Genomic DNA, 17,912 nt, shown 5'->3' with positions numbered 1-17,912 from the left:
TAACCCCCTGTTGGAACGGAGATCTAAATGTGGGAGCGGGCTTGCTCGCGAAGGCGGTGGGTCAGCCAACATCAATGTTGAATGTGATGGCCTCTTCGCGAGCAAGTCGGATCGCCGCACCGCCGCTCCCACATTAGATCCGGTTCCCATAGAGGAAAAACAACAGCTTCGATGAGGACATAGCCATGCAAACCAAACTCTTGATCAACGGCCAACTCGTCAATGGCGACGGCCCTGCCCAAGCCGTGTTCAACCCGGCCCTCGGCCGCGTGCTGGTAGAAATCAACGAAGCCAGCGAAGCCCAGGTCGACGCCGCCGTGCGGGCCGCCGACAACGCCTTCGAAGCCTGGTCGCAAACCACGCCGAAAGAACGCTCGTTGCTGCTGCTCAAACTTGCCGACATCATCGAAGCCCATGGCGAAGAGCTGGCCAAACTGGAGTCGGACAACTGCGGCAAACCCTACAGCGCGGCGCTGAACGATGAGATCCCGGCGATTGCCGACGTGTTCCGTTTCTTCGCCGGCGCCAACCGTTGCATGAGCGGCGCGCTGGGGGGTGAATACCTGCCCGGCCACACCTCAATGATCCGCCGCGACCCTGTGGGCGTGATTGCCTCCATCGCGCCGTGGAACTACCCGCTGATGATGGTCGCCTGGAAAATCGCCCCGGCCCTGGCCGCCGGTAATACCGTAGTGCTCAAGCCATCGGAACAAACCCCGCTGACCGCCCTGCGTCTGGCAGAACTGGCGTCGGACATCTTCCCGGCGGGCGTGCTTAATCTGGTGTTCGGTCGTGGTCCTACGGTCGGCAGCCCATTGGTCACTCACCCGAAAGTGCGCATGGTGTCGCTGACCGGCTCCATCGCCACCGGCTCGAGTATCATTTCCAGCACCGCCGGCAACGTCAAACGCATGCACATGGAACTGGGCGGCAAGGCGCCGGTGATCATCTTCGACGATGCCGACATCGACGCCGCCGTGGAAGGCATTCGCACCTTCGGTTTCTACAACGCCGGCCAGGATTGCACCGCCGCCTGCCGCATCTACGTGCAGGCAGGCATCTACGACCAGTTCGTCGAGAAGCTCGGTGCCGCCGTCAGCAGTATCAAGTACGGCTTGCAGGACGATCCATCGACTGAGCTGGGCCCGTTAATCAGCGCGCAACATCGCGACCGCGTGACCGGATTGGTTGAGCGTGCGATGGCGCAACCACACATTCGTTTGATCACTGGCGGCAAAGCGGTGGAAGGCAATGGCTTCTTCTTTGAGCCGACGGTGCTGGCCGACGTGCAACAGGACGACGAGATCGTGCGCCGCGAAGTGTTCGGACCGGTAGTGTCGGTCACCAAGTTCACCGATGAAGCGCAAGCACTGGCCTGGGCCAACGATTCAGACTACGGCCTGGCGTCGTCGGTCTGGACCGCGGACGTCGGCCGCGCGCATCGCCTGTCTGCACGCCTGCAGTACGGCTGCACGTGGGTGAACACCCACTTCATGCTGGTCAGCGAAATGCCTCACGGCGGTCAGAAACTGTCCGGTTATGGGAAAGACATGTCCATGTATGGGCTGGAGGATTACACCGTTGTACGGCATGTGATGTTCAAGCATTAAAAGCTTCGCGGGCAAGCCTCGCTCCTACAGTGCTCAACCTGTGGGAGCAAGCTTGCTCGCGATGGTCTTCCCCCCATCAACGAAGAACTCAAAAACCTTTACCGATTGCCAGCTCGACAGATATATCCGTGGAAACAGAGAGCTCTCAGACCGGCACTATCAACTCAACCGATGGAAAATAGCTACGGTAGCGCTTGGCATCCCGCGTCAATAGGGGCAACTTTTTCACAGCAGCATGAGCCCCGATGAAAAAATCCGCCAAAACATTATTTTTTCCACCACCCACTTTACGGTAACGAACGAAAGCCTTTCCTGCCAAAAACAAAGCGGGGCGCGGGACTTCTTGCATCGCAAGACCAAGCTGAGTGACGACATCATCCAACGCTTCGAAATTGGAAAATGTCTGTGACAGTTCGGTGTAAATAATCGGATTGATAGCCAATTCATGGATCTGGGATTGGGCGCGAAGCTGTTGTATGGACCAATCAGCCCAGACAGGGTCGTCCTCCAAGACATCAATCAACACGTTCGTGTCGACCAATATCATCAGTCGTCACCCCGTAATAGCGCCATCAAATCGTCGGTTCGCCATTTTATATCCGCCTTTCCACGCACGGCTTCGAAGCGGTCGATAGTGACTGCCTTACCCATTTTGGGTTTACCGCTGTGCAGTACCACTTCACCTTGCGCGTTGACACTGAATTCAATTGCCGCACCTGGCTTCAGATGCAATGCATCACGAATAGGCTTGGGAATGGTGACTTGCCCTTTACTGGTCATGGTTGTTGTCATGATGATCTCCTGAAGTATTACTCTACGGACAAACGTAATACTTAGCGTGCGAGCCTGCAACCGCCGCTCATCGTAGGCAAGTTCTCTTCGTTCTGAAGGATCCGACCACGACAATGCTGTCATGGCCGAATCCATCACCTCCTCAAAACCGCGAAACACTGCGCATCGCATCCACCAGATACCGCATCGCAATCCGGTCACTCTCCGACAGCTCGCGATACCGCTCCACCAACTTCAACTCCTCCGAACTGAGCCGACGCCTTCGCCGCCCGATGGTCAGGCAGGGGAAGATTCCTAACATTTCAGTGATGCCTTGTACTTTCGACATGGACGATGTCCTTCTATACGTCAGAGAAAACTTCAAAACCGCATCGCCCTATCACTTTCAACGGTCACCTTGTGCCCGCTGAACCCACCGGTCTGAAGGGCCGAAACCGGTCATGCCCCATAGAATAGAAATTAAATCGGCGCTGAAAAGCGTTTTTAGAGTAATTAGTCGAAAAAAGCAGATATGCCCTATAAATCAGAAAGTGCTGTGAGAAACGTTACCTGAAATGTCTTGTTTCATTGCCGCGCTGTCGCTGTGCCATCAATCATTTTTGCTCTGCAACCGAACGGTTTAAGCTATTTGGCATCTGTTCTAAAGTCCGTTGCGTTTGGCCAAGGCATGTCCGAACCGTTATTTTTGATCCAGCACGTGCCAGGAACGGCGCGGGATTGTTCACGACAGGTTGTACTTATGCACCGCAGGAATTTGCTCAAAGCCTCCATGGCCATCGCGGCTTACACCGGTCTCTCGGCCACCGGTCTATTGGCGGCACGCGCCTGGGCTGGCAGCAGCACGGCTGATGGCGACGCTGTGGCGTTCGACTTCGAAGCGCTGAAGAGCCAGGCCAAACAACTCGCCGGCAAGCCTTATCAGGACACCAAGCAGGTGCTGCCGCCGACGCTGGCGACCATGACGCCGCAGAATTTCAACGCGATTCGCTACGACGGCAACCACTCGCTGTGGAAGGACCTGAAAGGTCAGCTGGACGTGCAGTTTTTCCACGTCGGCATGGGTTTCAAGCAACCGGTGCGCATGTACAGCGTCGATCCCAAGACTCGACTGGCGCGCGAGGTGCATTTCCGCCCGTCGCTGTTCAACTACGAAAAAACTACTGTCGACACTAAACAGCTCAAAGGCGATCTGGGTTTCTCGGGGTTCAAGCTGTTCAAGGCCCCGGAGCTGGATCAGCACGACGTACTGTCGTTCCTCGGTGCCAGTTATTTCCGCGCGGTAGATGCCACCGGCCAGTACGGTTTGTCGGCTCGCGGCCTGGCGATCGATACCTACGCCAAGAAGCGTGAAGAATTCCCGGACTTCACCAAGTTCTGGTTCGAGACCCCGGACAAGGACAGCACCCGTTTCGTGGTTTACGCCCTGCTCGATTCGCCGAGCGCCACTGGCGCCTACCGTTTTGACATCGATTGCCAGGCCGAGCGTGTGGTGATGGAAGTCGACGCCCACGTCAATGCCCGCACCGCCATCGAGCAACTGGGTATCGCGCCGATGACCAGCATGTTCAGCTGCGGCACCCACGAACGACGCATGTGCGACACGATTCACCCGCAAATCCACGACTCCGATCGCCTGGCCATGTGGCGCGGCAACGGCGAGTGGATCTGCCGTCCGCTGAACAACCCGGCCACCCTGCAATTCAATGCCTTTGCCGATACAGATCCGAAAGGTTTCGGCCTGGTGCAGACCGATCACGAGTTCGCCAATTATCAGGACACCGTCGACTGGTACAGCAAGCGCCCGAGTCTGTGGGTAGAACCTACAACCGCGTGGGGCGAAGGCTCTATTGATTTGCTGGAAATTCCTACAACTGGCGAAACCCTTGATAACATCGTCGCGTTCTGGACGCCGAAAAAACCGGTCGCGGCCGGGGACTCCCTCAATTACGGCTACAAGCTCTACTGGAGCTCCCTGCCACCGGTGAGCACGCCGCTGGCGCGGGTCAACGCGACCCGTTCGGGCATGGGCGGGTTCATAGAAGGCTGGGCGCCGGGCGAGCATTACCCGCCAGTCTGGGCGCGACGCTTTGCCGTGGACTTCACCGGCGGCGGTCTGGACCGCTTGCCCGAAGGCGCGGGGATCGAGCCGGTGGTGACCTGCTCGAATGGCGAAGTGAAGGACTTCAATGTGTTGGTGCTCGATGACATCAAGGGCTACCGCATTACTTTCGACTGGTACCCGACCAATGACAGCGTGGCACCGGTGGAGCTGCGGTTGTTCATTCGCACCAATGACCGGACGTTGAGTGAAACCTGGTTGTACCAGTATTTCCCGCCGGCGCCGGAGAAGCGTAAGTACACCTGAAAGTTAGTCGGGGTCTGATATGGCCCCTTCGCGAGCAAGCCCGCTCCCACAGTTGATCTTTGTCGTATACAAAATCTTTGCCTCAAGGGGATCCAATGTGGGAGCGGGCTTGCTCGCGAAGACGGCCGAATAGCCGACCAATATCCCGACCCTGAAATCAAAAAGCCCCGGTCAACTCGACCGGGGCTTTTTAGGTTTTACAGCAGCATTCAATCACGCAAATCCGATTCATGAATCGGCTGATCACGATGAGTGGCCCGCTGGTATTGCGCCGGCCAGATAGCCTTGTTCCCGCCCAGATCATCATCGGCATGCAGCGGCCAATACGGATCACGCAACAGTTCCCGGGCGAGGAAGATGATGTCGGCCTGACAAGTACGCAGAATGTGCTCGGCCTGAGCAGGTTCGGTGATCATCCCGACCGTGCCGGTGGCCATGCCTGACTCCTTGCGTACGCGCTCGGCAAAACGGGTCTGGTAACCGGGGCCTGTAGGAATCTCGGCGTTTACCGCCGTACCGCCCGATGAGACATCGATCAGGTCCACGCCCAGATCTTTGAGGCGTCGCGCCAGCTCTACGGTTTCATCAGGGTTCCAGCCGTCCTCCACCCAATCGGTGGCCGACACCCGCACAAACACCGGTAATTCTTCAGGCCACACCGCACGCACCGCTTCGGTGACTTGCAGCACCAGCCGAATTCGATTTTCGAACGAACCGCCGTACTGATCGCGTCGCTGATTGCTCAGGGGCGAAAGAAATTGGTGCAACAGGTAACCGTGGGCGGCGTGTACTTCGACCACTTTGAAACCGGCGGTCAGTGCCCGTTTGGCCGAATCGACGAAGGCTTGAATGACGTCGGCGATCTCGCCCTCATCGAGCTGTTTCGGTGGTGTGTGCTGAGGGTCGTAAGCGATGGGCGAAGGGCCGACCGGGATCCAGCCGCCGTCTTCCGGCTTGACGCTGCCATGCTTTCCGAGCCACGGCCGATGCGTGCTGGCCTTGCGCCCGGCGTGGGCCAACTGAATGCCGGCAACGGCGCCCTGGGCGGCGATAAAGCGGGTAATACGTTGCAAGGGTTCGATCTGTTCATCGTTCCACAGACCGAGATCCTGGGCAGTGATACGCCCGTCGGCGGTGACCGCCGTGGCTTCGGTGAATACCAGACCAGCACCGCCAATAGCGCGGCTGCCAAGGTGGACCAGATGCCAGTCATTAGCCAGCCCATCGACGCTGGAATACTGGCACATCGGTGACACCGCGATGCGGTTAAGCAGGGTCAATTGACGAAGGGTATAGGGTTCAAGCAGCAGACTCATGGGGCACCTCTCGAATCAGTGGGCAGGCTCCAGGGTTCTGTTTGAATAGTCGACGAGTGACAGGAAAAAGGTGCAACACCCGCCCCCGCGGGCAAAAAATTCGACAAGACGTCACAAGGATAATCAAGCAGTGCTTAGAGCCTAGTCGACATCGGGGGATGAGGGAGGGTTCCGAGAGATTCGGTGTAAGGGAAATCGCTTTCGCGAGCAAGCCCGCTCCCACAGGATTAGCGCAGACCCTGTGGGAGCGGGCTTGCTCGCGAAGGGCTTAACGCGGTTCGATGTGAGCAATCATCAACTGAACGGTCTCGTTGCCACGGAACTCATTGAGGTCGAGTTTGTAGGCCAATTCGACCCACTTGATGGTCGGATTCGGCCAGATATCACGGTCGATACCGAAGGCGATTCCATCAAGCTTCACCGAACCACATTCACTCTTCAGCACCACTTTGAGGTGCCGCTCACCCACGACGCGCTGCTCGACCAACTGAAACACCCCGTGAAACAGCGGCTCCGGGAAGTGTTGCCCCCACGGCCCGGCGTGGCGCAGGGCGCGGGCCAGTTCCAGGTGAAACTCTTCGACCGCCAACGTGCCGTCCGACAGCAGGCGCCCGGTCAGGTCTTCTTCACGCATTTGCCTACGCACTTCGGCGTCAAAGGCCTCGGCAAACAACGGAAAATTCGCCTCCGGCAGCGTCAGGCCGGCCGCCATGGCATGGCCGCCGTACTTGCTCATCAGGTTCGGATGCTGCGCCGCGACCACGCTCAAGGCATCGCGAATGTGAAAACCCTGAACCGAACGCCCCGAGCCCTTGAGCAGACCATCGCCAGCATCGGCAAAGGCAATGGTCGGACGGAAATAGCGCTCTTTCATACGCGATGCGAGGATACCGATGACGCCCTGATGCCACTCGGGATCGAACAGACACAGGCCGAACGGCATCGATTCCAGCGGTAAATCCTTGAGTTGGGCCAGCGCCTCACGCTGCATGCCCTGCTCGATGGATTTGCGGTCCTGGTTCATGCCATCCAGCTGAGCGGCCATTTCACGGGCAGCGCCCGCGTCTTCGGTGAGCAGGCATTCGATGCCCAGGCTCATGTCGTCCAGACGCCCTGCCGCGTTCAGACGCGGGCCGAGGATGAAGCCCAGGTCGGTGGAAGTGATGCGCGAATGATCACGCTTGGCCACTTCAAGGATCGCCTTGATTCCCGGCCGCGCGCGCCCGGCGCGAATTCGCTCCAGGCCTTGATGCACCAGAATCCGGTTGTTGGCATCCAGCGGCACCACGTCGGCGACGCTGCCCAGCGCCACCAGATCCAGCAGTTCGCCAATGTTCGGCTGCGGCTTGCTTTCGTACCAGCCCAGGCTGCGCAAGCGCGCGCGCAGGGCCATCAGCACATAGAAGATCACCCCGACACCGGCCAGGGCTTTGCTCGGAAACTCGCAACCCGGCTGATTCGGATTGACGATGGCATCGGCCAACGGCAGCTCATCGCCGGGCAAGTGGTGATCGGTGACCAGCACCTTGAGCCCGGCCTTTTTCGCCGCGGCCACGCCTTCGACGCTGGAGATGCCGTTGTCCACGGTGATCAGCAGGTGCGGCTGGCGAGTCAGCGCCACTTCGACGATCTCCGGTGTCAGGCCATAGCCATACTCGAACCGGTTCGGCACCAGATAGTCGACATGCGCCGCACCCAACAGGCGCAACCCCAGCATGCCCACGGTACTGGCCGTCGCACCATCGGCGTCGAAGTCACCGACGATCAGAATCCGTTGACGCTGCTCCAGGGCCGTCACCAGCAAATCCACCGCCGCATCGATGCCTTTGAGCTGCTGATACGGAATCAGCCGCGCCAGGCTCTTGTCCAGTTCAGCCTCGGACTGCACGCCCCGCGCCGCGTAAAGGCGGGTCAGCAGCGGTGGAATATCACCGAGGAATGGCAGGGTGTCGGGCAACAGGCGAGGTTCGATGCGCATGGGGTGACAGGTGCTTCTCTTGAATACGTAGGATAAAACCGGGTAACGCTGTTCAGCGGCGAATAATCAGCCGCGCTCACCGCTCAGCCATTGCAACTGGACTTCGTGCTGACCACGGTCGTCGGTGACGAAAATCGTTCCTTCGCTGATCATCACGTCCCACTTGATAACGCGCGGCATGTCCTTGGCCAGGGTTTCCAGCACTTCCTGAGGCACAGCAGCGATGTGAACGTTTTTCAGGTTTTTGATCGCCGGGATCACTTTGGTTTCCCAGACACGCAGGCTGCCGTAAGCCAGCAGGCTGGTGCGCTCGGTGCGGCGCGAGCACCAGGTCAGGCGATCGGCGTCTGGCTGGCCGACTTCGATCCAGTGCAGGACACGATCATCCAGGCTCTTTTCCCACAGCGCTGGCTCATCCACGTCTGACAGACCGCGGCCAAAGGACAGCTGCTCGTTGTACCAGAAGGCGTAGGCCAACAGCCGCACGGTCATGCGCTCTTCGGTTTCCGAAGGGTGACGGGCGATGGTCTGCTTCACGCTCTCGTAGACGCTGCGGTCGAGATCGGTGAGGTTCAGTTCAAACTTGTAGGTCGTGGACGGCTGGGCCATGAACGGGCTTCTTGATACGAGGAAAGGCGGCAAGTCTAACCGATGCAACAGGCAATCAACGAATTGAAGGCGATCAACTTTGAGCGACTGATGCCGGCCTATGTTAAAACGCTGTATTCGCTCAGCCCTTGTCCTACAGGATTCAGTATGCCGTTCTCCAACAAGCCGCTCTCGGGTCTGAAAGTCATCGAATTGGGTACGTTGATTGCCGGGCCGTTTGCCTCGCGTATTTGCGGCGAATTCGGCGCCGAAGTGATCAAGATCGAGTCCCCGGACGGCGGTGACCCGTTGCGCAAATGGCGCAAGTTGTATGAAGGCACTTCGCTGTGGTGGTTCGTTCAGGCGCGCAACAAAAAGTCTTTGACCCTGAATCTGAAACACCCGGATGGCCTGGCAATTCTGAAACAGCTGCTCAGCGATGCAGACATCCTGATTGAGAATTTTCGCCCCGGCGTGCTGGAAAAACTCGGCCTGGGCTGGGACGTCTTGCACGCGTTGAACCCGAAACTGGTGATGGTGCGGCTTTCGGGCTTTGGCCAGACCGGGCCGATGAAAGATCAGCCGGGTTTCGGTGCGGTCGGTGAATCCATGGGCGGCCTGCGTTACATCACCGGGTTCGAGGACCGGCCGCCGGTGCGCACCGGGATTTCCATCGGTGATTCGATTGCCGCGCTCTGGGGCGTGATCGGTGCACTGATGGCTTTGCGTCATCGCGAGGTCAACGGCGGCTTGGGGCAAGTGGTGGATGTGGCGTTGTACGAAGCGATCTTCGCCATGATGGAAAGCATGGTCCCGGAGTTCGACGTGTTCGGCTTCATCCGCGAACGCACCGGCAACATCATGCCGGGCATCACGCCCTCCTCCATTCACACCAGCGCCGACGGCAAACACGTGCAGATCGGCGCTAATGGCGATGCGATCTTCAAGCGTTTCATGTTGATCATCGGTCGCGAAGACCTGGCTAACGACCCTGTGCTGGCCAGTAACGACGGACGCGATAGCCGTCGCGACGAGATTTACGGGGTGATCGATCGCTGGGTCAACTCACTGCCGCTGGACACGGTGATCGCGCAGCTGAACCAGGCCGACGTTCCTGCCAGCCGCATCTTCAGCGCCGAAGATATGTTCAGCGATCCGCAGTACCTGGCCCGGGAAATGTTCTTGCAAGCCAAGCTGCCCGACGGCAAGGACTTCAAGATGCCCGGCATTGTGCCAAAACTCTCTGAGACACCCGGCAGCTCCGAATGGGTCGGGCCGCAACTGGGTGAACACAATGCGCAGGTACTCCACGACCTTGGCTACGACCCGGCGCAGATCACACGATTGCGTGAAGACGGGGCCATCTAAGCTGAAGCGCCTGCTTTCATCAGCAATGACAAATCGCAGGCAAAAAGAAACCCCGAGAAGTGGGGAGACAACTCGGGGTTAAACGTGGCCTGAATAAAGGCCAGTGACAACAAGCTACAAACACCGGAGCACAATGCTTGATCCTGCTGTTACATGGTCTGACTGACCTTGGCGCAGGAAGGTTCCCACAAAAAACAATTCAATTTCGGCTGGTCAGGATCTTGTCTTGAGCAGCATTGCGCAACGCCGCAATGACACAGGGCTCCAGACGTCCTTCCGCGATCAGAACGTCGCGGTGCAGCCCGTCGACGACATCCGTCAGCAGACGTTTATCGGTTAACTGGGCCTGATTGAACAGCCGTTCGACCACGATAGCGTCGCTCGCACTCTTCAGTGTCACCAGGCATTCGCCATGGGCACCCGATGGGGTCAACGTGACCTGATACGGGCTCAGAGCCTCACCGAGCAATAGACTGATACTTTCCATCTCGATCACCACTCCATAGTCCGAAAACAAAGTGCCTGGGGCGTGTCCACAGTAAATGACCCCAGGCCCGAGAAGAAAGTTCTGGATTCCAACGGCAGGCGCACCGGCGCCTCTGGTAGATAGAGCATGCACGGTAAAGATGACAGCAAAAAAACAGCTGGTTCACGCTTAATGCCAGGTGCAGAACTTGTGGGAGCGGCGGTGCGGCGATCCGACTTGCTCGCGAAGACGCCGGTACAGTCAACATTGATGTCGCCTGATATATCGCTTTCGCGAGCAAGCTCGCTCCTACAGGGATTGCGCTTAACTGACAGGCATTGTCAATTCACACCTGGCGTGTACGCTTGCCGATATCGCTCCATCCGCCCAGCAGTCCTCGCAATTGACCGTCCGCACTGTAAAACGGCACCGTCCACTGGTAGATGTCCCTGACGCCATCCTTGAACATCAACTGACGTTCGCTGAAGCGGGTCTTGCGAGTACCGAGTTGAGTCATGAACTCGGCGTGCAGCTGCTCGGCGGTCTCTTTGGGCAAGACATCGAGTTCGATCAGTCGTCGCCCCTGAACCTGGTCGAAACGGGTCGACAAGCGCTCCTCATAACTTTTGTTGCACATGATCAAACGCCCTTCCAGATCACGCACGAACATCGGATCGGGCATGGCGTCTATCAATGCGTGCTGGAAGGCGAGCTGGTCATTGAGGTCTTTCTCGGCGTCCCGACGTTGTTCGATCAACGCAGCAAGGCGACGGTTCCAAAGCAATGAGAGCAAGCCGAACAGGCTAACGATGAACAGGCTCCAGCAACCCCACTGGGTTATCCGCTGCCAGGCCGAGGGCGCGCGTACCGGCACAATTCCGTTCAGCCACTTCAGCCGCATGGCGCGTAATTCGGCGGGCGGAAATGCTTCGAGCGCCTTATTGAGGATGCTCAATAACTGCGGCTGTCCTTTACGAACCGCCAAGTGATCAGCCTCCCATTTGCCTTCCACCGCATGTCCTACCTTGAGCCGGCCCAAGGGGTAGAGCTGCGCCCCGATTTCGTTTTCAATGGTGGCGTAGGCCTCGCCACTTTCCACCAGTGCCCGGGCTTCAGCGTAGGTTTTGACCGAGCGCAGCTCGATCGCCGGGTAGTCACGACGAATCGTGCCCTCCAGGGCGTGCCGGGTCGGCAGCACCAGGACTCTTTTCGAAAGCTGTTCCAGGGACTGTATCGCTGGCGTACCTGCCAGCCCCACGAGTACCCAGCCCGCCCCGCCGAACGCATGGCTGAAATCCAGGAATACCTTGCGCTCGTCATTCATTGCCAGCGTCGTGCTCATTTCCGCCGCGCCGCTTTCCAGTCGCTCCAGCAGTTGGTCGGTGGAAAACGACTCTTCATGGACGAACCGCAACCCTGTCATGGCGCTGATGCGGTTGAGCATATCGTTGTTCAAACCGCTCCAGTGACCGTGCTCATCCTTGAACAGGTACAGCGGGTACTGCGCCGACGCGACGATAACCATCGGATGTTCAGCGATCCATTGCCGCTCCTGAGCGTCCAGCTCAATGCGTGCGACGGTGGCTGACTCCCGGGATTCATGTGTCGCCAATTGTGCGGCCTTTACCCATTGCCCAAAGCCCAGGGCGCCCAGCAAAAACATCCAGCACACGGCTGGCTTAAACCCTCTGAAAAACAGCATTGCCACTTCCTTGGTGATCGTCTCGCCCGTCCTTCATGGGCGGCTCTTCTTTTACGAAACCCGACAAGTGTGGCATGCAGAAATGAGAAAGCCCGTCAGGAGACGGGCTTCAAAATGTGACAGCTTTTACCGGTTACAGCGGCTTGCCGCGGTTGCCATGCTGACTGACAAAGGCCTGCACGGCTTTCAGGTCATTCGGCAACACGGTGCAACGTTCATCTCGCTCAAACAAATCAGAAAGATGTGCAGGTAGTTCGAGCGCTTTTCCTACACCGGCTTTTTCCACTGCGTCCGGAAATTTGACCGGATGGGCCGTGCCGAGGATCACCATCGGGATATCCAGGCTGCGACGGCATTCGCGCGCGGCCTTGACGCCGATGGCTGTGTGCGGGTCCAGCAGCTCGCCGGTTTGCTCAAAGACTTCGGCAATGGTTTCGCACGTTTGGGCGTCGTCCACGGCCAGCGAATCGAACAGTTTGCGTGCCTCGGTCCAGCGTTCCTGTTCGACGCTGAAACCGCCGCCCTGCTTGAAGGTATCCATCAAGCCGGCAATCGCCGCGCCGTTGCGACCGTGCAGGTCGAACAGCAGGCGTTCGAAGTTCGACGAGACCATGATGTCCATGGACGGCGACAGCGTGGCGTGCAGGGTTTCCTTGACGTACTGATTGCCGCTCATGAAGCGGTGCAGGATGTCGTTGCGGTTGGTGGCGACGATCAACTGGTTGATCGGCAGGCCCATGTTGCGCGCCAGGTAACCGGCGAAGATATCGCCGAAGTTACCGGTCGGCACCGAGAACGATACCGAACGCGCCGGGCCGCCCAGTTGCAGGGCTGCGTGGAAGTAGTAAACGATCTGGGCCATGATCCGCGCCCAGTTGATCGAGTTCACCGCCACCAGGCGCGTGCCCTTGAGGAAGCTCTGGTCGGCGAAGCTGGCCTTGACCATTTCCTGGCAGTCATCGAAGTTGCCTTCGATGGCGATGTTGTGGATGTTCTCGCCGAATATGGTGGTCATCTGGCGACGCTGCACTTCGGACACACGGTTGTGCGGGTGCAGAATGAAGATGTCGACGTTTTCGCAGTGCTTGCAACCTTCGATCGCCGCCGAACCGGTGTCGCCGGAGGTGGCGCCAACAATCACCACGCGCTCGCCGCGCTTTTCCAGCACGTAGTCGAGCAGACGCCCCAGCAGTTGCAGGGCAAAGTCCTTGAACGCCAGGGTCGGGCCGTGGAACAGCTCCAGTACCCATTCGTTGCCATTCAGCTGACGCAGCGGTGCCACGGCGTTGTGGGAGAACACGCCGTACGTTTCTTCAAGAATTTTTTTGAAATCGGCATCAGGGATGCTGCCGGTCACGAACGGGCGCATCACCCGGAAGGCCAGCTCGTGATACGGCAGGCCAGCCCAGGAAGCGATTTCTTCCTGGGTGAAACGTGGCAGGTTTTCCGGAACGTACAGACCGCCGTCGGTGGCGAGACCGGCCAGCAGGACATCTTCGAAATTCAGGGCCGGTGCCTGGCCGCGGGTACTGATATAACGCATGACTGGCTCCAATAGACAGTGTTCGCAATGCCGGGCCCGCGTGCGAGCCCGGTGAACGATAACGGCTTAGTTCAGGTGCTCGACGCGGATCCGTACGACCGGGCCGACCACGCCTTCCAAGGCCTCCAGGGCGTTGATCGCGTCGTTCATGTGCTGCTCCAGCACACGGTGCGTCAGCAGGATCATTGGCACCAGACCGTCATGCTCTTCGACTTCTTTCTGCATGATCGATTCGATGTTGATGCCGCGCTCCGACAGGATGCTCGCCACCTGAGCCAGCACGCCCGGATGGTCCTTGGCCTGAATGCGCAGGTAGTAAGCGCTTTCGCAGGCCTCGATCGGCAGGATCGGGTGGGCCGACAGCGAATCCGGCTGGAACGCCAGGTGCGGTACGCGGTTTTCCGGGTCGGACGTCATGGCGCGAACCACGTCCACCAAGTCGGCGATCACCGACGAAGCGGTCGGTTCCATGCCGGCGCCAGCGCCGTAGAACAGGGTCGAACCGGCAGCATCACCGTTGACCATCACCGCGTTCATCACGCCGTTGACGTTGGCGATCAAGCGATCGGCCGGGATCAACGTCGGGTGCACACGCAGCTCGATGCCGGCCGCGGTGCTGCGCGCCACGCCCAGGTGCTTGATGCGATAACCCAGCGCTTCGGCGTAGTTCACGTCAGCGGTGGTCAGCTTGGTGATGCCTTCGGTGTACGCCTTATCGAATTGCAGCGGAATGCCGAACGCGATGGACGCCAGGATCGTCAGCTTGTGGGCTGCATCGATGCCTTCGACGTCGAAGGTTGGATCGGCTTCGGCGTAACCCAGGGCTTGCGCCTCGGCGAGTACGTCTTCGAAGGTGCGGCCCTTCTCACGCATTTCGGTGAGAATGAAGTTGCCGGTACCGTTGATGATCCCGGCCACCCAGTTGATGCGGTTGGCGGACAAACCTTCGCGGATCGCTTTGATCACCGGAATGCCGCCGGCCACAGCCGCTTCGAACGCAACGATCACGCCCTTCTCGCGAGCCTTGGCGAAAATTTCATTACCGTGAACGGCGATCAGTGCCTTGTTCGCGGTGACCACATGCTTGCCATTCTCGATGGCCTTGAGTACCAGCTCGCGGGCAACGGTGTAGCCGCCCATCAGCTCTATAACGATGTCGATCTCAGGGTTCGTGGCCACTTCGAACACATCGTTGGTAATCGCAATACCGGTCGTCTGGAACTGAGGCTTTGGCGTGCGCATGGCAATTTGTGCCACTTCGATTCCACGCCCGGCACGACGAGCAATTTCCTCGGCGTTGCGCTGAAGTACGTTGAAGGTACCGCCACCGACGGTCCCTAACCCACAGATGCCTACTTTGACCGGTTTCACTGTGAACTCCCCATGAAACGGCCGACTCAAGGCCGGCCGTGAAAACAACCGCATGTTCGCGGCTCTCTATTAATGGCCCGACAATGTTGCCGCCAGACCATGATCGTCAAGGCTGACCGTGACGATGCGAAACTATTTCGCGCCCAGCGCCAGTTTGGCGACTTGTGGCGCAGGCTGGTAGCCCGGAATGACCTGCCCATCGGCCAAAACGATGGCCGGTGTACCGTTCACACCAATCGACTGGCCGAGGGCGAACTGCTTGGACACCGGGTTCTCGCACTTGGCGGCCTTGATTTCCTTGCCATCGACCATTTTGTCCATGGCGGCTTTCTTGTCTTTCGAGCACCACACGGCTTGCAGTTGCTCGTCACCCGGCGAGCCCAGGCCCTGGCGCGGGAACGCAACATAACGCACTTCGATACCCAGCTTGTTCAGCTCCGGCACTTCGGCGTGCAGCTTGTGACAGTACGGGCAGGTGGTGTCGGTGAAGACAGTGATGTGCGACTTGGTTTCGCCGATGGCCGGGTAGACCACGGTTTCAGCCACTGGAATGCCGTTAATCAGTTTCGAAATGCCCAGGCGCTCGGTCTTCTCCGTCAGGTTGACCGGTTTGCCGTCCTTAAGCTGAAACAGATAGCCCTGAACGACATATTGGCCGTCGGCACTGGCGTACAGCACGCGGCTGCCCTTGAGTTTGACTTCGTACAGACCTGGCAACGGGCTGGCGGTGATGGTTTCGACCGGCACGTCAAGCTGGAGGTTTTCCAGGCTTTTACGAATGGCTTTGTCGGCCGCATCATCGGCGACGGCAAAGGTGCTGACCAACGCAATGGCTGCGGCGGCGAAAATCTGGGTCAGACGCATGAGAACTCCTGAAGGCGGACAAATGGGACGATCAGAACGCCCGTGCCGAAACACCGGGTCATAAACGCCCATCGTGCAAACCGGCAAAGCCTACCACATAAGGCCCCTGTGGCCGAATGCGGGTGACGCGAGACATTGTGGCCGTGCTGGCTTTTATGTGGGAGCGGGCTTGCTCGCGAATACGGTGTGTCAGTCGACATCATCTTTGACTGGTACACCGTATTCGCGAGCAAGCCCGCTCCCAGAAGAATGGTGTCAGCCGCGCGGGTGATGTTTGGCGTGCAAGTCCTGCAAACGTGCGCGGGCGACGTGAGTATAGATCTGGGTGGTCGAGAGATCGCTGTGGCCGAGCAGCATTTGCACCACCCGCAAATCGGCACCGTGGTTGAGCAAGTGCGTGGCGAAGGCATGACGCAGGGTATGCGGCGACAGCGACTTGCCAATACCGGCGACCTTGGCCTGGTGCTTGATGCGGTGCCAGAAGGTCTGGCGGGTCATTTGCTCGCCGCGCAGGCTGGGGAACAGCACATCGCTGGGACGCCCGCCCAGCAGCTCGCCACGGGCATCGCGCATGTAGCGTTCGACCCAGACAATCGCCTCCTCGCCCATCGGCACCAGCCGCTCCTTGCTGCCCTTGCCCATCACCCGCAGCACACCCTGACGCAGGTTGACCTGCTCCAACGTCAGGCTGATCAGCTCTGTGACCCGCAAGCCACAGGCATAAAGCACCTCAAGCATGGCGCGGTCACGCTGACCGATGGCTTCGCTCAGGTCTGGCGCGGCCAGCAGCGCTTCCACATCGGCCTCCGACAAGGATTTAGGCAACGGCCTACCCAGTTGCGGCATATCAACGCGCAAAGTCGGATCGACAGCGATCAGCTTTTCACGCAGCAAATAGCGATAGAAGCCGCGCACACCAGAGAGAAATCGCGCAGTAGAACGGGGTTTGTAGTTTTGCTCCAGGCGCCAGGCCAAGTGATCGAGGATCAACTCGCGGCCGGTATTGATCATCTCCAGGCCCTTCTCCTGCAACCAGCCGTTGAACAACGCCAGGTCACTGCGATAGGCATCGCGGGTGTTATCGGAAAGGCCTTTCTCCAGCCACAAGGCGTCGAGGAACTGGTCTATCAGGGGATGGTCGATGGCGGGCATGGGGTCTCAGACAGGCAGGCGTAAGGCCGCGAAAAATGAAGAGTCTTTCATAGCACGTTGGCGGTGAACATAAAATTCAGGCACAAAAAAAGCATCCCTCTCGGGATGCTTCTTTTTGCTTGAGGCGCTCAGCTTATTGTTGAGCCGGTTCGTTCTGCCCCAGGATCAACTTGCCTTCCTTGTCGACCGGAATCTGGTTGCCCGGATCGCGATCCATCCGCACTTTGCCTTCCTTGCCTTCCAGCGAATAACGAACGTCATAGCCTACAACTTTGTCGCTGATGTCATTCACGGTGTTACAGCGAGTTTGAGTCGTGGTGTAGGTATCACGCTCCTGCATGCCTTCCTGCACCTTGTTACCCGCATAACCGCCGCCGACCGCACCGGCCACTGTGGCGATTTTCTTGCCTGTACCGCCGCCGATCTGGTTGCCCAACAGGCCACCCGCCAGCGCGCCGACCACCGTACCGGCGATCTGGTGTTGATCTTTTACCGGCGCTTGCCGGGTAACCGCAACGTCCTTGCACACTTCACGTGGAGTCTTGATTTGTGTCTTGACCGGTTCAACGGCCAGCACTTGCGCATACTCAGGGCCGCTTTTTACCAGGTTGTAGGTGGCAACAGCACCCCCGGCAGTGACACCGACAGCACCCAATACCGCACCAACCAGCAACGACTTGTTCACATGAACCTCCTGGCCATCACAGGCGGGACAAACCCGCGCTTCTCCCAGCCTTGGAGCATAAAAAAAGGCGCGAGTTCAATACTCGCGCCTTCTCGGCCATAGCGGGAAAAAC

Annotated in this window: 16 protein-coding genes; 3 read left to right on the top strand and 13 right to left on the bottom strand. The window is 58.7% G+C overall.

What is annotated here, in order from left to right:
• Positions 1-185 precede the first annotated feature (185 nt).
• Positions 186-1,610, top strand: a complete 1,425-nt coding sequence (locus IC37_RS18690; protein WP_030131149.1) for a gamma-aminobutyraldehyde dehydrogenase — start codon at positions 186-188, stop codon at positions 1,608-1,610.
• A 145-nt stretch (positions 1,611-1,755) separates the two neighbouring features.
• Here the strand turns inward: IC37_RS18690 and IC37_RS18685 are convergent, their stop codons facing one another.
• From IC37_RS18685 to IC37_RS18675, 3 genes are read right to left on the bottom strand one after another with little or no spacing between them, the layout of a single operon-like run.
• On the bottom strand, positions 1,756-2,157 hold the full coding sequence (locus IC37_RS18685) for a type II toxin-antitoxin system VapC family toxin (RefSeq protein ID WP_030131148.1): 402 nt from the start codon (positions 2,155-2,157) through the stop codon (positions 1,756-1,758).
• The gene (locus IC37_RS18680) at positions 2,157-2,525 is read right to left on the bottom strand and encodes an AbrB/MazE/SpoVT family DNA-binding domain-containing protein (protein ID WP_256580762.1); all 369 of its coding nucleotides are present in this window, start codon (positions 2,523-2,525) and stop codon (positions 2,157-2,159) included. Before IC37_RS18680 ends, IC37_RS18685 begins: the two co-directional genes overlap by 1 nt.
• 19 nt (positions 2,526-2,544) lie before the next feature.
• Complete coding sequence (locus tag IC37_RS18675; RefSeq protein WP_030131146.1) at positions 2,545-2,730, bottom strand: hypothetical protein; 186 nt, start codon at positions 2,728-2,730, stop codon at positions 2,545-2,547.
• 411 nt (positions 2,731-3,141) lie between these two features.
• Between IC37_RS18675 and IC37_RS18670 the strand changes: the two genes are divergently transcribed.
• A complete protein-coding gene (locus IC37_RS18670) occupies positions 3,142-4,767 on the top strand; it encodes a glucan biosynthesis protein D (protein ID WP_030131145.1) in 1,626 nt (541 codons plus the stop codon).
• A 209-nt stretch (positions 4,768-4,976) separates the two neighbouring features.
• Here IC37_RS18670 and IC37_RS18665 read toward each other — a convergent pair whose 3' ends face one another.
• From IC37_RS18665 to IC37_RS18655, 3 genes are all read right to left on the bottom strand, one after another.
• Positions 4,977-6,083, bottom strand: a complete 1,107-nt coding sequence (locus IC37_RS18665; protein WP_030131144.1) for an NADH:flavin oxidoreductase/NADH oxidase — start codon at positions 6,081-6,083, stop codon at positions 4,977-4,979.
• A 268-nt stretch (positions 6,084-6,351) separates the two neighbouring features.
• Entirely contained in the window at positions 6,352-8,061 is a 1,710-nt protein-coding gene (recJ, locus tag IC37_RS18660; RefSeq protein ID WP_030131143.1) for a single-stranded-DNA-specific exonuclease RecJ, read from the bottom strand.
• Between the two features lie 66 nt (positions 8,062-8,127).
• Complete coding sequence (locus IC37_RS18655) at positions 8,128-8,670, bottom strand: YaeQ family protein (protein WP_007897614.1); 543 nt, start codon at positions 8,668-8,670, stop codon at positions 8,128-8,130.
• 147 nt (positions 8,671-8,817) lie between these two features.
• Here IC37_RS18655 and IC37_RS18650 point away from each other — a divergent pair, with 147 nt between their 5' ends.
• Complete coding sequence (locus IC37_RS18650; RefSeq protein ID WP_030131142.1) at positions 8,818-10,017, top strand: CaiB/BaiF CoA-transferase family protein; 1,200 nt, start codon at positions 8,818-8,820, stop codon at positions 10,015-10,017.
• A 199-nt stretch (positions 10,018-10,216) separates the two neighbouring features.
• On the opposite strand, the gene IC37_RS18645 is transcribed toward IC37_RS18650, so the two are convergent.
• The 7 genes from IC37_RS18645 to IC37_RS18610 all read right to left on the bottom strand — a co-directional run bounded on the left by IC37_RS18645 (position 10,217) and on the right by IC37_RS18610 (position 17,800).
• The gene (locus IC37_RS18645; protein ID WP_030131141.1) at positions 10,217-10,504 is read right to left on the bottom strand and encodes a DUF3509 domain-containing protein; all 288 of its coding nucleotides are present in this window, start codon (positions 10,502-10,504) and stop codon (positions 10,217-10,219) included.
• A 325-nt stretch (positions 10,505-10,829) separates the two neighbouring features.
• Complete coding sequence (locus IC37_RS18635) at positions 10,830-12,185, bottom strand: transporter substrate-binding domain-containing protein (RefSeq protein ID WP_030131140.1); 1,356 nt, start codon at positions 12,183-12,185, stop codon at positions 10,830-10,832.
• 133 nt (positions 12,186-12,318) lie between these two features.
• Positions 12,319-13,728: a threonine synthase gene (thrC, locus tag IC37_RS18630; protein ID WP_007897604.1), complete on the bottom strand. Its 1,410-nt coding sequence runs from the start codon at positions 13,726-13,728 to the stop codon at positions 12,319-12,321.
• Between the two features lie 66 nt (positions 13,729-13,794).
• Positions 13,795-15,099 carry a homoserine dehydrogenase gene (locus IC37_RS18625; RefSeq protein ID WP_030131139.1) on the bottom strand — a complete coding sequence of 435 codons (1,305 nt, stop codon included), beginning with the start codon at positions 15,097-15,099 and terminating at the stop codon, positions 13,795-13,797.
• A gap of 132 nt (positions 15,100-15,231) precedes the next feature.
• A complete protein-coding gene (gene dsbC / locus IC37_RS18620) occupies positions 15,232-15,963 on the bottom strand; it encodes a bifunctional protein-disulfide isomerase/oxidoreductase DsbC (RefSeq protein ID WP_030131138.1) in 732 nt (243 codons plus the stop codon).
• 255 nt (positions 15,964-16,218) lie between these two features.
• On the bottom strand, positions 16,219-17,115 hold the full coding sequence (xerD, locus tag IC37_RS18615) for a site-specific tyrosine recombinase XerD (RefSeq protein ID WP_030131137.1): 897 nt from the start codon (positions 17,113-17,115) through the stop codon (positions 16,219-16,221).
• A gap of 133 nt (positions 17,116-17,248) precedes the next feature.
• The gene (locus IC37_RS18610; RefSeq protein WP_030131136.1) at positions 17,249-17,800 is read right to left on the bottom strand and encodes a glycine zipper 2TM domain-containing protein; all 552 of its coding nucleotides are present in this window, start codon (positions 17,798-17,800) and stop codon (positions 17,249-17,251) included.
• Positions 17,801-17,912 lie beyond the last annotated feature (112 nt).

Origin of the sequence: Pseudomonas sp. QTF5 (assembly GCF_000512695.2) — a bacterium.
In the GTDB taxonomy this organism is placed as follows: domain Bacteria; phylum Pseudomonadota; class Gammaproteobacteria; order Pseudomonadales; family Pseudomonadaceae; genus Aquipseudomonas.
This window is presented reverse-complemented; position numbering and strand designations above follow the sequence as displayed.

What these genes read in the sequence shown, in the direction of transcription:
- IC37_RS18645 (WP_030131141.1), bottom strand. Translation starts at nt 10,504, where the DNA reads ATGGAAAGTATCAGTCTATTGCTCGGTGAGGCTCTGAGCCCGTATCAG.
- dsbC (WP_030131138.1), bottom strand. Translation starts at nt 15,963, where the DNA reads ATGCGTCTGACCCAGATTTTCGCCGCCGCAGCCATTGCGTTGGTCAGC.
- recJ (WP_030131143.1), bottom strand. Translation starts at nt 8,061, where the DNA reads ATGCGCATCGAACCTCGCCTGTTGCCCGACACCCTGCCATTCCTCGGT.
- xerD (WP_030131137.1), bottom strand. Translation starts at nt 17,115, where the DNA reads ATGCCCGCCATCGACCATCCCCTGATAGACCAGTTCCTCGACGCCTTG.
- IC37_RS18670 (WP_030131145.1), top strand. Translation starts at nt 3,142, where the DNA reads ATGCACCGCAGGAATTTGCTCAAAGCCTCCATGGCCATCGCGGCTTAC.
- IC37_RS18690 (WP_030131149.1), top strand. Translation starts at nt 186, where the DNA reads ATGCAAACCAAACTCTTGATCAACGGCCAACTCGTCAATGGCGACGGC.
- IC37_RS18655 (WP_007897614.1), bottom strand. Translation starts at nt 8,670, where the DNA reads ATGGCCCAGCCGTCCACGACCTACAAGTTTGAACTGAACCTCACCGAT.
- IC37_RS18650 (WP_030131142.1), top strand. Translation starts at nt 8,818, where the DNA reads ATGCCGTTCTCCAACAAGCCGCTCTCGGGTCTGAAAGTCATCGAATTG.
- IC37_RS18635 (WP_030131140.1), bottom strand. Translation starts at nt 12,185, where the DNA reads ATGCTGTTTTTCAGAGGGTTTAAGCCAGCCGTGTGCTGGATGTTTTTG.
- IC37_RS18680 (WP_256580762.1), bottom strand. Translation starts at nt 2,525, where the DNA reads ATGACAGCATTGTCGTGGTCGGATCCTTCAGAACGAAGAGAACTTGCC.
- IC37_RS18675 (WP_030131146.1), bottom strand. Translation starts at nt 2,730, where the DNA reads ATGTCGAAAGTACAAGGCATCACTGAAATGTTAGGAATCTTCCCCTGC.
- thrC (WP_007897604.1), bottom strand. Translation starts at nt 13,728, where the DNA reads ATGCGTTATATCAGTACCCGCGGCCAGGCACCGGCCCTGAATTTCGAA.
- IC37_RS18685 (WP_030131148.1), bottom strand. Translation starts at nt 2,157, where the DNA reads ATGATATTGGTCGACACGAACGTGTTGATTGATGTCTTGGAGGACGAC.
- IC37_RS18665 (WP_030131144.1), bottom strand. Translation starts at nt 6,083, where the DNA reads ATGAGTCTGCTGCTTGAACCCTATACCCTTCGTCAATTGACCCTGCTT.